Genomic DNA, 13,173 nt, shown 5'->3' with positions numbered 1-13,173 from the left:
TCTATCAAATTCTATCGAAGTGAGATCGTCACTGGTTGCTATCGCATCCAGTGACCTCATACAGTACGGCCTCACCTTCGCGATCAAGCTCGGTGAACATGTCAGAGAGGGATACGTCGGTCACTCCTAAGAACGGAACCGCGCGTTTCGTTCCCTGGAATACATATTTGGTCCCGAAGTCAAGTACATAGTGAGCATTAAGCTCATCTACCAACTCGCAGGCCCGCGGGGTGCCGTACTTGAGCTCTGAAGAGAGCTCAGTAATTCGTGGGTCGTAGTTGCCACTTGCATGCGGGGTGAGTACAGGAACGCCTGCGATTGCGTAGGCGAGAGCGCTACCGTTCCAAGGATTACTGATAATGACCGCATCTGCTGGCAACGTCTCTGGCAGACGCTCAAGTATTGCGCGCTCATCGTTGTCGAGGAGATACGCTGCTTCTCCAGAGGACTCGTACTTCGAACTGACATATTGAATTCCCGCGTGGGCACCAGCTCCTTGGGTGGACGCGAGCAGGAACAGAGCTGCGAGCACTGAGGCTCCGCAGTAGAAGAGTTTTGGGCGCTGTGAAAGGCGTGTCCATCGGATGATCCCACCACGCAAGATACTCCAGCTGGTACTGGCTCCCATCACGAGGAATGGGAAGAGTCCCATCCAAGCGAGAGCTGAGAGCCGCCATGGGGTGTTGTACCACGGAGTCAAGAAGAATGTTCGCCACTCAGCAGGCGGAAAACCGTCAGAAATGATGTACAAGCCGAGGAAGAGCATGCCCGTGATAACAGTCCAGCGTAGTTTCTTGAGCAGGATCACTGAGATGAATCCGACAATGAAGAGCACCGTAAGCGGCCACGCGTGTCCCTCTAGATGGGGGCTCATCCCAATAGCATCGAGCGCTGCGCCAAGAGGCTTGTGGTCCCCGCCCCATGGAGCAGTAAACGTGCGTCCAATGAGCCAAGCGAAGTAGACCAGAACGATGAGCGAGACGAACCCACAAACTGCGAATGCTTTTCGTAGCGTTGGAGGAAGCAAAGCGGGACGCAAGGCTCCATCTCGCTGCATCACTGGGACTCGGCGGAAAGCGCGCACAACGAGGTAGATGCTCGGCCCAATCATCCATACCAAGACGCTGTGGAGTCCATTCGGGTGGGCGAGCATCACTGCACCTATGGATCCGAAGATGAGGAGCAGCGAGGAACCAGGGGAGTTTACATCGCTTCGGCGGGCCTGCGCCAAAGCGAAAAACTGCATGAACCCGATAAGGAAGTATGGGATCAGCGCAAATGAAAGCAGGTTTGGGTAAAGGATTCCGTATCCAGTGAGCGCGAGCGGGAAACTCGGGATTGCGACTGAAAGGATCCCTGAAATGACAGTAACGCGAATGCTCGGCCCGGCAAAGGCGCGACCGAGACCCACCATGCCGATGGTCCAAACAACGGCAACAACACTGAGCAACGCTGCGTTCGTGGCCAGCGGAATAGAAGCCCCGCAAATTTGCACGATGAGGGTTACGAATCCGTGCCAGAGCGCCGGGTAGGAGACTACTGATCCTGGGGATGACAGGTCCATATCAAACGGTGATGCGCTGCCCTCCTCGAGGATCATTCGCACCGCATTGAGGTGGAAATTTACGTCATAGGTCTGTGAGATCGCGTCCGGTGTCTTGAACGACAGAATCACTGCGGTTGCAATTGCAAGCCCACCAATTGCTGCGGAACACACTGGTATCCAGAGCCCTTGGCCAGATGTCGTGTTCCTGCTCGACACATGACGAATTACAAAAACCTTACGGAGGAGCAAAAGAACCAGGCTAAACGCTGCAGAAACAACGACGAGCGGGACGATCGACCAAAAGACACCGAGGGCAGGAGCGGCGAGGGAAGTGATCCCCATTACTGCGAAAGCAGCCGGAATTGTGATGATTGCAATGGCGAAGCCACGTGCTCGAAGGGCGAACGCAGCAGGAAGGCCAAGGAGCGCGATGATGCCGAGCGCAGTGAGTACCGGCGCGACAATGCTGAGCCAGGCGAGCATTAGATGTGATCCCCAGTCGTTTCTGAAGGCTTCGAAATATTCATATTTTCGGTGAGGCGAGCGTCCATGAGCGCTACAGCTCGGGCCAATTCTGTGACGCGAGCGTCAGAACGGGCCTTCGCCCTGATCGTCGCGACAGCAAATACAAGCACCATGATGATAAATACGTATAGAAGGAGGTCAGCGCCTCTTCCAATCCCAAAGAAATGGGCTACAGAGGTGAGCATCCCGGGGAAAATGATCGCAAGCACTGCTGCAAGGACGAAGAGTAATGCGAAGATGCGCTTTAGCGCGAGAGAGCGCTCGCCTGGCAGAATCTTGACGGCATAAGCAGCAGCCCCGATGACTCCGGCGATGAGCAAGAATTGAAAGAAAAACATGTTGCCCCGTTACCGAATGATGAGGTCAATGAGAATGTTGACTGAGTTCAGGAGAGACTGTCCCTTGGCGCGAGAGTAGTCAGTGTAGATGACTTCGACGGGCTGCTCGACATAAGGAAGTCCAGTTCTGCCCAGTTGTACGACGATCTCAGTGCCGTGTGCCATTCGGTCCTGGCGCAGTTTGATGCGACGAAGTGCATCAGCACGAATGACCCGAAGCCCATTGTGTGCATCCGTGAGTCGAGTACGTGTTGTGAAGTTGGTAACAGCCACAGCGGTTTTCAAGACAATCTTCTTCAAGAAACCGGGCTTGGTCCGGTCGTCGAGGAATCGCGAGCCAAACACGATTGCGAGCTCTTCGTCACGGGCGCGCTGCAACATTGCCTTCGCATCAACAACACGATGCTGGCCATCAGCGTCAAACGTAACCACATACTTGGCGCCGCGTTCAAGCGCGTATTCGAAACCTGTTTGTAATGCCGCACCCTGTCCAAGATTGATTGGGTGAGTTACGATCCGCGCTCCAGCCGCGCGCGCATTACTTGCGCCCCCGTCATGTGATCCGTCGTCAATGCAGACAACGTTTGAGAAGGCTGGGGTGAGATCTCGAACGACATCTCCGATGACCTGAGCCTCGTTGTACAGGGGTATAACGACCCATGTGTCCGCTTCAAGGGATGCGCGGGCGCGAGTTTCTGCAGTGGGCATACGTCCTATTCTGGCAGATAAGCAGATTTTTGCCTGTGATCTGAGGGGCTTCGCTGCTTGAAGGGCCGCAGAAGAGTGGATATCGTATGTCAGTACGAGTCTCAACTTCAGGTAGAAGGTTGGTCGAAATGCCACACCGCTCGGTTTCCCGCAAAACCGCAAGTCAGCGGCAGCGCTGGCGCGGTGTGCTCACCGCAATTGTGGCGGTGGCAATTGCCGCGAGCCCGCTTGTTGGCAGTACCTCGGCACAGGCCGCCAACATCACGGACGGTTTCAACCCGGGCAAAATCATTGCGGACGACCTTTTTTACGACGGTTCAGCAATGAGCGCCGCGGCTGTGCAGACGTTTTTGAATCAGAAGGTGACACGATGCATCATTGGGGATCCAGGCTATAGGCCAGGTGATCTGTCTCCGAACGGAACGGGAAATCGTATTGCGACATCCTGCCTCAAAGACTTCAAGATGACGACCCAAAGTCGGCCTGCAGATAAGTACTGCAAGGCTTATACCGGGGTGAAGAACGAGACCGCAGCGCAGATCATCGCAAAGGTTGGCCAAGCCTGTGGCATCAGTCAGCGAGTGATCCTGATCATGCTCGAAAAGGAGCAGAGCTTGGTCAGCGACAGTTGGCCTGTGACCCGTCAATACGATTACGCAATGGGCATGGACTGCCCTGACAGTGGGCCTGGTAATTCCGCAAACTGTGATGCGTCTGGCGCAGGCTTCTATCAGCAGGTTCTGCGCGGAACGCGCCAGTTGCAGGTCTACCGGTTGAACCCCGATTCGTTTGGATACCAGCCGTACAAGACACACACGATTCAGTGGCATCCCAACAGTAGCTGCGGTACCTCACAGGTGAAGATCGAGAATCAGGCGACTTCGGCGCTCTACATCTACACTCCGTACCGTCCGAACCAGGCAGCACTGAATGCGGGTTGGGGAGAAGGAAATGTCTGCTCGACATACGGCAACCGAAACTTCTACAATTTCTATAAGTCTTGGTTCGGCGACCCCCTAGGCGCACCAGTATTCCCGATCACGGGAGATATGCGTACCTATTGGAACGCAAATAAGTCCTGGCTGGGGGAGCCGACAGGCGAGGCGAAGAACGTCGCCAGCGGTGGCGGCGGAAAACTGCAGTATTTCACCGGTGGTTTCATGTATCGCGCCAATAATGGCGCACCGGTCGGGTTCACAAAGAACAGCCCGATTATTTCCGCATTTGGTGCAGCTGGAGGCATCGAAGGTTCATGGGGCTGGCCCCTGTCGCCTGCGGTGAGTCAAGGCTCTGGGAATAGCGTTGTGCGGTTCCAGGGTGGCGCCGTTGTTGAGACCAAGTCTGTCGGTGTCTTCCTCGTCCCAGAGGGAACCCGCCCTGCATGGGAAGCCACTGGCGGCTATACAGGCACCTTGGGATACCCACGGGCCAGTGCTACCTCGATTTCGAGTGAAGGGACGTCGCAGACGTTCAAGAGCGGAACGCTCTACAACTCCAACAAGCAGGGTGTTGTTGGCCTGGTTTCCGGTCAGATCTCGGCCGCATTCTCCGAAGCGGGTGGCCCGAAGGGCGCCTGGGGTTGGCCGCGAGGACGTCAGGTGTGTCGAACCGATGGAACACAGTGTCAAGCGGATTTCGCAGCAGGAGTTGCGACGTGGACAAAAGCGAATGGAACCGTGTTCTCACATCTGCCGAGCGACGCCGAAACAAAACCCGTGAAGCCTGGAAGCGGCGAGAGCGTCAAGGGAGGCGCAGCATGAAAACTCGAGTATGCAATCTATTGCTCTCAGGGGCGTTGGTGCTCATGCTCACCGCCGGGGTGCCGAGTATCGCGATCGCAAGCCCAGCTGTGGTCTCGCAGGAGCCGGGGCATCAGGCCCCAGAGAGCGGCCAGAGTACCGGCACAAGTGATGGTGCTTCACAGCCTGAGCAGCCCGGTGAGAGTGGCGGCGACACCGCCTCCGCCAACGCGCAAGGCGATGGTGACACGACAGCGGATCCTGTCGTTCCAGACGAGGAAGCTTCAGCTGATGCTGACGGTGTTGCTCCGGCTGAGCCGAGCATTGAGGCACCGCTGGAAGAATCCACAGTGCCTCCCAAAGCGCAAGCAGAGCTGCGCGCAGTGATCCCACCTTCAGTCCAAAAAGTCATGCCGATGGCGGGCGGGACGTGGACAGAAGGTACGAATCAGAGACTCTCGGGAGATGATCGGTACGCGACTGCAGTCTCGATCTCAAAGTACGCGTATCCCAACGGTGCGAGCACTGTGTTGCTTGCAAACGGCCTCGACTATCCTGACGCACTGAGCGCAGCAGCGTTCGGTGCAAAAATTCAAGCTCCTCTGCTGCTTACTGACCCAAATACCCTGCCCACGAGCGTGAGCGCGGAAATCAAGCGACTGCGTCCTTCACAGGTGATCATCGTTGGTGGTGAAGCCGTAGTGAGCGCCAAAATTGAGCGTGAACTAGGGGGCAGCGTCTCAAGTGTGCAGCGAGTTTTTGGTAGCACACGGTATGAAACTTCGGCAGCGATTGCACGAGCTGGGTGGAAGACGTCGAATGCTTCGTTCATTGCAACAGGTACTGCGTACGCAGATGCGATGTCAGCAAGTGCAGCGGCAGGAAAACTCGGCGTTCCGGTGATCCTCGTACCTGGCACATCGACTCAGGTACCAGCATTTACAGCGCAAGTGCTCTCTGACTTGGGGGTCAAGGACCTGCACGTCGCCGGCGGGACAGCTTCAGTGAGTACCACGATGTTGCAACAAGTTTCCATCGGGGGCCGCACCTCAGTGCGGTACGGCGGAGCAGATCGCTACGAAACCTCTGCGAAAATTGTGAACGGAGTGTATTCAGGCTCGTTCGACACGTACTGGGCTTCGGGAGTTAACTATGCAGACGCGTTGACCGGAGCGGCCGCAGCAGGAGCTCAGGGTGCGCCGTTGATGCTTGTGACGCCGACTTGCGTGCCACCCTCTATCTACGATGCGAATGATCGAGTCGGAAACGGAAAGACACGCTTGCTCGGCGGTGCTGGCGTACTCACACAAGAAGTCCTGCTCGGGAATGAGTGCATGACCCAGCCTGTTGGAAGTTCAACTGCGGAATGGACCGGTGCGCAAAAGATGTACACCCGCGTGAATGAAGCTCGATACTTCGCGGGTGTATCGCCTGGCCGCCTCTATGGCCCCGATGCTGACAGTCCAGCGCTGACATGGTCACGCGGAAGAGTAAATACCAGTGCGCAGTTGAACAATTCCTTGCGTAAAGAGCAGCCATGGACTCAGTACCAAACGGTCGTGCAAACCAGTGCAAGCGGTGACAAAGCTTCGCGCCTGGTTGCACTCGCCACTGGTGACAAAAACGTAGGGTCCTGGCTGGTGAAGCCGTCTGGCGGTATGCGGACGGTATACAACATTGGATATGCCGTGTCGGGCAGCAAAGCAACCGGAACTATTTATATGGGCGTCAAGCTGAAATGACAGTCAGGTTGTTTTGCAGGTAATCTGTTCTTTGGGTTGACTGAGGTATGGCCAGTCCCAAATTCACTTCAAGAGTGGGAGTTTTCCATGACTACGTCTTTTATCCCTGCGGCAAAGCCGATCATTGGTGACGAGGAGCGCGCAGCGGTAGACCGTGTGTTGCGCTCAGGCATGATTGCCCAGGGGCCCGAGGTGCAGGCATTTGAGCAAGAATTTGGTGCTCATTTTGTGAATGGCCTCCCCACAGTCGCTGTGAACTCGGGTACGAGCGGTCAGCATCTTGGCCTCCTCGCAGCTGGTGTCGGCCCAGGCGATGAGGTAATTGTTCCTTCGTTTACGTTTGCGGCCACGGGAAATTCGGTTGCTCTCACCGGTGCAACGCCGGTCTTCGCCGATATTGAACCCAACACGTTCACCCTTGACCCTGAATCAGTGCGCGCAGCGATTACGCCACGCACAAAGGGCATCATGCCTGTACACCTCTACGGACACCCGTTCTTGGTTGACGATATCGAGGCAATCGCGCGTGAACACGGCTTGGCCATCTATGAGGATGCGGCACAGGCGCATGGTGCCCAATGGGGTGGACGCCCAGTTGGTACAATTGGTGACTTCGCAATGTTCAGCTTGTACCCAACGAAGAACATGACGTCAGGCGAAGGCGGCATGATCACCTGCGCAACGGCTGAAATCGCTCGCAATGCCCGACTGCTACGCAACCAGGGTATGGAGACGCAGTATAAGAACGAGGTCATCGGCTTTAACGCCCGTATGACTGACATTCACGCTGCGATCGGTCGTGTGCAGCTGACAAAGGTTGATGCGTGGACTGCCCAGCGTCAGCAGAACGCCTTGAATCTGAATGAAGGCTTGGCAAACATTGACGGAGTCACCGTCCCGTATGTGCACCCACAGGCTGAACACGTGTACCACCAGTACACGGTTCGACTAGATTCCTCCGAACGAGACCGTATCCACTTGGCTCTGAAAGAGGAGTATGGCATTGGCTCGGGAGTGTATTACCCGATTCCTAATCATCGTCTTCCGTCGCTTGCACGCTTCGCGCCCGGACTTGAACTTCCCGAAACTGAACGCGCAGCGAGTGAGGTGCTTTCGCTTCCGGTGCATCCCTCACTTACAGAGGAAGAGCTCGACCGTATCGTGACAGCGGTTCGGAAGGTCGCCCGCGCGGGAGCCTAATGCAGGGCGAAAACGAAAGCGCTGCCGAATTGCTTGCAGGAGCTGCCCCAAGCTCCAGACCCGTCGACGTCGTGATTGCGAGCCGAATTTATTCGCCAGAGCCATCCGCTGCGTCATTTCGACTTGGGGCGCTCGCGCGCGCGTGTGTCCGTGCAGGTGCACGGGTGCAGGTGCTGACTTCGCGCCCACCGGCCGGCATTGCTCTGCAATCAGAAGAAGTCGGAATCACTGTTCGACGCGCGCGAGTGTTGCGTGACAAGGCTGGATACGTGCGTGGATACGTACAGTACATGAGCTTTGATATCCCCCTCTTTTTCCGCCTGCTTTCGGTTCGCCGGCCGTCGCTTGTCGTTGTTGAACCCCCGCCTACAACGGGGGTGATCGTGCGGGTTGTGTGCCGAATTCGACGGATTCCATACGCGTACTATGCGGCAGATGTCTGGTCAGACGCAGTTGGGGCAGTGGGCACGCCAGGCTTCGTTGCACGTGTGGTGCGGTGGTGTGAGTTGTTTGCCATGCGAGGCGCCTCTCGCGTGCTCTCCGTGAGCACGGGGGTCTCTGAGAGACTTGCAGAACTCGGTATTACTCAAACCGTGGAGACTATAGGTAACGGCGTCGAAGCTTCGGCATTCGCCCAGGATGGCGAAGCTGTGGACCTTGGCTCTCCCTATTTTCTATATGCGGGCACGGCATCAGAAGTGCATGGTGCGTCTATCTTCTTCGACGCATTTAGCTTGGTTCATGCTGAACGTCCCGAGGCAAAACTCGTCTTTCTCGGTCAAGGAACCGACCTGGAGTTGATCCGAGAACGTGCGGCACAGTTGCCCTCAGGGACGGTCCGATTCCTTCCTCGGGAAGAACCAGCGGGAGTCGCGCGCTGGCTCAGAGGAGCGGTAGCTTCTCTGGCGAGCGTGAGACCTGGGCAAGGGTATGACTTTGCGTTTCCCACCAAGATGTACGCCTCTGCGTGCGCTGGAACAAACATCATCTTCTCAGGAGTTGGCCCGGGAGCCGATTTTATTTCTCAAAGCGAAGCTGGTTGGGCGACACCGTATGACGCTGACGCTGTTGCTGATGCGATGCGTCAGGCACTTCAGGTAGCCAAACGTGACGATGCAGGCGTCAGCCGTGATCGCCTCGCTTCCTGGAGCCGTGAACATGTGGATCTTGACCGGGTAGCTGACCGTGCGGTCATGACGCTTGTCGACGGCCCTGAGGGGACAACCTTGAACGAAGGACGTGACCGGTGAAGGTTTTGTGGATCACGCTGCAACGGTTGTTGCCGCTTCTACCGCCGAAAGCTCGCAGTTTTCTCACCGGATATAGCGTGCTGAGCTCGCTGCTCGCACTGCTAGATGTTGCGGCGCTCGGACTCCTGGCGATGTCCATGGGGGGAATGGCGCAGGGGAAGCCTGTGCAACTGCCACTCATTGGCGAGGTAGCACCTGACGGATATATTTGGATTCTGGCAGCTGCATGCGGGCTCATCATTGGAAAGTCTGTTGCCCAGGTCGCGCTCCAGTGGCGCGCAACTCGACGGTTCGCTGCCTTCGAACTCGAGATTGGTGATCACCTGTTCAACGCGTATATTCGTGCGCCCTGGACAGAGCGACTCCAACGCAGTACCTCGCAGCTGGTTCGAATGGCAGACGTTGGAATCGCTGCGGTCATTGCAGGTTTCCTGTTGCCACTCACCACACTGCCCTCATTGCTCACAACTGCGGTCGCCGTGATTGCGGTTATTGTTGTGGCTCAGCCAATTACTGCGCTTGTCACACTGGTCTACTTGGGCATCATCGCAGTGATCCTGTTCCTGTGGGTCTCTCGGAAATCGGTTGAGGCTGGCCGCGTAAATCGCGACTACTCTTTCAAAGTCGCCGGGCTGATGACTGAGATGGTGGGCGCCCTCAAAGAAATTACGCTTCGTGACAAAGCTGGCGAGGTAGCCGATGTCATCCACGAAAATCGCATTCATACGACGCGTGCCAGAGCGAACCTGAGCTTTTTGGGAGCGGTACCGAAATTTGTACTCGAGTCAGCACTGATTGGTGGATTCGTGCTGGTTGGCGGCGTTGGATACCTCACCGGCGGCATGCCTGAAGCATTCTCCGCGGTCGCATTGTTTGGTGTAGCCGGGTTCCGACTCGTTCCATCGCTCACGGGCTTCCAAGCAATCATCACTCAGACGCACTCCAATCTTCCCCAGGTTCAAGCCGTCATGGATGACATAGACCTTGCGCGAGGCTATCTCGAGCGCGCTGAGGTAGTTGGACATAAGCCACTGAGAGGCGAACCTCAGGTGCTTGAGTTCGCTGATGTTGCATTTACCTACCCTGGTGCAGAACAGCCTGCAGTGAAGGACATTTCGCTGTCGATTCCGATTGGCACGACCGTAGGTCTTGTTGGATCTTCCGGCGCGGGCAAATCAACGATTGTCGATCTCATCCTTGGGCTGCTTGTGCCGTCGTCCGGACGTATCTTGGTAGACGGTGAGCCGATAGAAAACGTTCTCGCAGACTGGCGTTCTCGGGTGGGATACGTACCGCAAGACGTTGCGCTATTTGACGGAAGCGTCGCTCAGAACATTGCACTTACCTGGGGTACCGAAATTGACCTTGATCGTGTGAAAGTGGCGCTTCAACGTGCGCAGCTATGGGAGGTTATCGAGCAGCGGCCAGGTGGACTGCACGGACGCGTAGGTGAACGAGGCATGTCGCTTTCTGGCGGCCAACGACAGCGGCTTGGCATTGCTCGGGCTCTCTATTCTGATCCGCTCATTTTGGTCATGGACGAGGCAACCAGCGCGCTCGATACGAAAACTGAGTCTGATGTTGCCGCCGCAATCCATGAGCTGCGCGGCGAGGTCACCGTTGTGGCGGTCGCACATAGGCTTTCGACGATCCGCGAGAGTGACCAGGTCCTGTTTATGAAAGACGGCCGTATCGAAGCCAAGGGCACGTTCGATGAGCTCGTCGAACAAGTACCTGACTTTGCTGTACAGGCCGCGCTCGCAGGGCTGGCGGATGATCCGCGCCCCACCCAACAGCCAGAGGAGGGTCGTGATGTCTGAAGCAAAGCCCTCGCTCCTGATCCTGTCATTTTCACCGATCGTGAATGATGCACGTGTGCTGAAACAGGTGAAACTGTTCGCGGAGGACTACATCGTCACGACCTGTGGGTATGGCGAAGCGCCAACCGGGGTCGCACACCACATCCGTATTCCAGATGACCAAGTGATCTGGAACTTGTACGGTCGGTACATCACCCTCAAACAATATCGTGCCGTGTACGGCCGTCTCGGTGGAGTGCGTTGGTGCCGTCAGCACCTGCCTCGGGGAGAATGGGACGTCGTGCTGGCCAACGATGTGGAGTCTGTGCCGCTTGCGCTCGAACTGCGTGCCCGTCGAGGCGTTCACGCCGATCTTCACGAATATACGCCAAGGATGAAAGAACATAATCTGGCGTGGAAGAAGAAGATCTCTCCGTACTACGTTTGGTTGTGTCGAAAGTACGTTTCCCGTGCAAACTCATGGACGACCGTGAGTGGTGGGCTGGCACGTGAGTATGAACGAGTATTCGGGTTTGCGCCGAAACTTGTCACGAATGCTGCCCCGTACCAAGAACGGGTTCCAACTGCTGTCAGCGAGCCAATCCGACTCGTGCACAGTGGCGCGTGCCTGCGTGACCGGAACCTGTTGGACATGATTGATGCAGTGGCGCTTGTTCAGCGACCAGTGACACTCGATCTATTCCTGACAAAGAATGATCCCGCCTACCATGCAGAACTCATTGCGCGTGCGGCAGAAGTACCAGGGGTCACCGTACATGAGCCAGTTCCATATGCGGAGCTGGCGGAGACGCTCGCGAAGTACGATGTCGGCGTATTCGTGCTGAAACCGATCAACTTCAACTATGAATGGGCTCTTCCAAACAAACTCTTTGACTTTGTGCAGGCTCGTCTTGGAATCATCGTCGGGCCTTCTGCGGAAATGGCGCAGATCGTGCGAGAGAGGGGACTTGGCGCTGTGACCCACGATTTCAGCGCGGAGAGCCTGGCCTCGGCAATCAATGACTTGCAACCAGAACACGTTGCTGCTTGGAAGCAAGCGTCACACGCTGCCGCTCAGGAGCTGTCAGCCGAGCAGCAGGTTCTTGGCTGGAAAACCGCGATTGATCGGCTCGTCAAGGACACTGTGTGAGTGCTCACCTGCTCATCGATATCGTCATTGCGGTACATGACCCGCGTCGGCCAGTACTGCGTGCGGTCGACTCGATATTTGCTGCGTCGCGGGATGATACCCGTGTGACAGTCGTATGCCATGGGATCGACGTCGATAGCGTGCCCGGACTTGCTTCGCGCATTAACGAACGAGTGAGGGCGGTACGTTTTGATGACGGCGTCCGCAGCCCCGCTGGCCCGTTCAATCATGGAATCGAGCTTGCAACTGCCGAGTATGTCGCCATTATGGGGAGCGATGATTGGCTAGATACTGGGGCGTTGGATGCCTGGGCGCAACTTGCGTTGAAGAATGACGCAGATGTGCTGCTCGCAGGACTCTCACATCAAGGGGGCGGTGCGATCCGTAACCCGCCTGTGCGGCCGTGGCGACGAGCCGCACTCGACCCGGTACGTGATCGACTATTTCATCGTTCTGCGCCGCTTGGGCTTATCCGCCGCACGCTACTTTTGGATCCTTCACAGCGGCTCACAGCTGGTCTTCCAACGGGGGAAGACCTTGCGCTGAGCACACGGTTGTTTGCCACAGCGAACAACCTGTGCGTCGCGCTTGATGCGCCGCGTTACGTTATTGGTGCTGACGCAGATGGACGCGTCACCTCCGCTGCATACTCACTCGCTGAGCTGGTCTTACCCGTCGAGATGCTTTTTGCAGAGGGGTGGTTTCAGACGCTCCCTGAGCGTGTGCGTTGCGCTGCGGTCCTCGCGCGTATTCGGGGAAGCGTTCTGTCACATCTCTCCGCGTACTCAGATGCAGATTGTTGGTCAGCAGAGAATCTCGCGGCTGTGCGCCGGATACTTACGCGCGCGATTGAGCTCGTACCAACAGCGTTTAGGCCACTGCCGCTTGCTGACACTCGTATGCTGAATGCACTTGTCGAGAATGACGTCACAGCCGACTCGGCGGCTGCAGCGGTACGATCTTGGACCGGGGCCGGCTTTCGAGAACGTTTATTTCCTGCACGAATCACATATGTGCTCCACCCCGAAAGTACACCGGTGCGGTATCTGGGATACGCACTCGCGAAGCTAGGAGCTTGAAATGGAAAGAACGGAGTACAGATTATGCTTCCGCGCGGTGTGACTCAGGTAGCTGGCCGGGTTCTCAGGCTGTTTCCTGATTCCTGGATACGAGCGC

Annotated in this window: 10 protein-coding genes; 7 read left to right on the top strand and 3 right to left on the bottom strand. The window is 56.6% G+C overall.

From position 1 onward, the window contains the following. Nucleotides 1–28: 28 nt before the first annotated feature. From FW756_RS02860 to FW756_RS02850, 3 genes are read right to left on the bottom strand one after another with little or no spacing between them, the layout of a single operon-like run. Nucleotides 29–2,029 (bottom strand): DUF6541 family protein, encoded by a 2,001-nt coding sequence (locus FW756_RS02860; protein WP_446428665.1) that lies wholly within the window; start codon nt 2,027–2,029, stop codon nt 29–31. Beyond that, nucleotides 2,029–2,409: a DUF2304 family protein gene (locus FW756_RS02855; protein WP_446428664.1), complete on the bottom strand. Its 381-nt coding sequence runs from the start codon at nt 2,407–2,409 to the stop codon at nt 2,029–2,031. The genes FW756_RS02860 and FW756_RS02855 overlap by 1 nt, the downstream gene beginning before the upstream one ends. A gap of 9 nt (nt 2,410–2,418) precedes the next feature. Continuing rightward, the gene (locus tag FW756_RS02850) at nt 2,419–3,117 is read right to left on the bottom strand and encodes a glycosyltransferase family 2 protein (RefSeq protein ID WP_446428663.1); all 699 of its coding nucleotides are present in this window, start codon (nt 3,115–3,117) and stop codon (nt 2,419–2,421) included. A 128-nt stretch (nt 3,118–3,245) separates the two neighbouring features. On the opposite strand from FW756_RS02850, the gene FW756_RS02845 reads away from it, so the two are divergent. From FW756_RS02845 to FW756_RS02815, 7 genes are all read left to right on the top strand, one after another. Continuing rightward, complete coding sequence (locus FW756_RS02845; protein WP_446428662.1) at nt 3,246–4,877, top strand: LGFP repeat-containing protein; 1,632 nt, start codon at nt 3,246–3,248, stop codon at nt 4,875–4,877. Further along, nucleotides 4,874–6,598, top strand: coding sequence for a cell wall-binding repeat-containing protein (locus tag FW756_RS02840; protein WP_446428661.1), 1,725 nt, complete (start codon nt 4,874–4,876; stop codon nt 6,596–6,598). Before FW756_RS02845 ends, FW756_RS02840 begins: the two co-directional genes overlap by 4 nt. Nucleotides 6,599–6,685: 87 nt before the next feature. Continuing rightward, nucleotides 6,686–7,798 (top strand): DegT/DnrJ/EryC1/StrS family aminotransferase, encoded by a 1,113-nt coding sequence (locus FW756_RS02835; RefSeq protein ID WP_446428660.1) that lies wholly within the window; start codon nt 6,686–6,688, stop codon nt 7,796–7,798. After that, nucleotides 7,798–9,048, top strand: a complete 1,251-nt coding sequence (locus FW756_RS02830; RefSeq protein WP_446428659.1) for a glycosyltransferase — start codon at nt 7,798–7,800, stop codon at nt 9,046–9,048. The genes FW756_RS02835 and FW756_RS02830 overlap by 1 nt, the downstream gene beginning before the upstream one ends. Further along, nucleotides 9,045–10,868, top strand: a complete 1,824-nt coding sequence (locus FW756_RS02825; protein ID WP_446428658.1) for an ABC transporter ATP-binding protein — start codon at nt 9,045–9,047, stop codon at nt 10,866–10,868. The genes FW756_RS02830 and FW756_RS02825 overlap by 4 nt, the downstream gene beginning before the upstream one ends. Then, nucleotides 10,861–11,997, top strand: coding sequence for a glycosyltransferase family 1 protein (locus tag FW756_RS02820; RefSeq protein ID WP_446428657.1), 1,137 nt, complete (start codon nt 10,861–10,863; stop codon nt 11,995–11,997). The genes FW756_RS02825 and FW756_RS02820 overlap by 8 nt, the downstream gene beginning before the upstream one ends. Beyond that, nucleotides 11,994–13,076, top strand: a complete 1,083-nt coding sequence (locus FW756_RS02815) for a glycosyltransferase family 2 protein (RefSeq protein ID WP_446428656.1) — start codon at nt 11,994–11,996, stop codon at nt 13,074–13,076. Before FW756_RS02820 ends, FW756_RS02815 begins: the two co-directional genes overlap by 4 nt. Nucleotides 13,077–13,173 lie beyond the last annotated feature (97 nt).

Source organism: Leucobacter sp. 1207-22 (assembly GCF_052850455.1).
Note: the sequence above shows the minus strand (reverse complement) of the source record. Positions and strands in the feature narration are given on the sequence as shown.

What these genes read in the sequence shown, in the direction of transcription:
- FW756_RS02840 (WP_446428661.1), top strand. Translation starts at nt 4,874, where the DNA reads ATGAAAACTCGAGTATGCAATCTATTGCTCTCAGGGGCGTTGGTGCTC.
- FW756_RS02860 (WP_446428665.1), bottom strand. Translation starts at nt 2,029, where the DNA reads ATGCTCGCCTGGCTCAGCATTGTCGCGCCGGTACTCACTGCGCTCGGC.
- FW756_RS02855 (WP_446428664.1), bottom strand. Translation starts at nt 2,409, where the DNA reads ATGTTTTTCTTTCAATTCTTGCTCATCGCCGGAGTCATCGGGGCTGCT.
- FW756_RS02835 (WP_446428660.1), top strand. Translation starts at nt 6,686, where the DNA reads ATGACTACGTCTTTTATCCCTGCGGCAAAGCCGATCATTGGTGACGAG.
- FW756_RS02845 (WP_446428662.1), top strand. Translation starts at nt 3,246, where the DNA reads ATGCCACACCGCTCGGTTTCCCGCAAAACCGCAAGTCAGCGGCAGCGC.
- FW756_RS02820 (WP_446428657.1), top strand. Translation starts at nt 10,861, where the DNA reads ATGTCTGAAGCAAAGCCCTCGCTCCTGATCCTGTCATTTTCACCGATC.
- FW756_RS02830 (WP_446428659.1), top strand. Translation starts at nt 7,798, where the DNA reads ATGCAGGGCGAAAACGAAAGCGCTGCCGAATTGCTTGCAGGAGCTGCC.
- FW756_RS02850 (WP_446428663.1), bottom strand. Translation starts at nt 3,117, where the DNA reads ATGCCCACTGCAGAAACTCGCGCCCGCGCATCCCTTGAAGCGGACACA.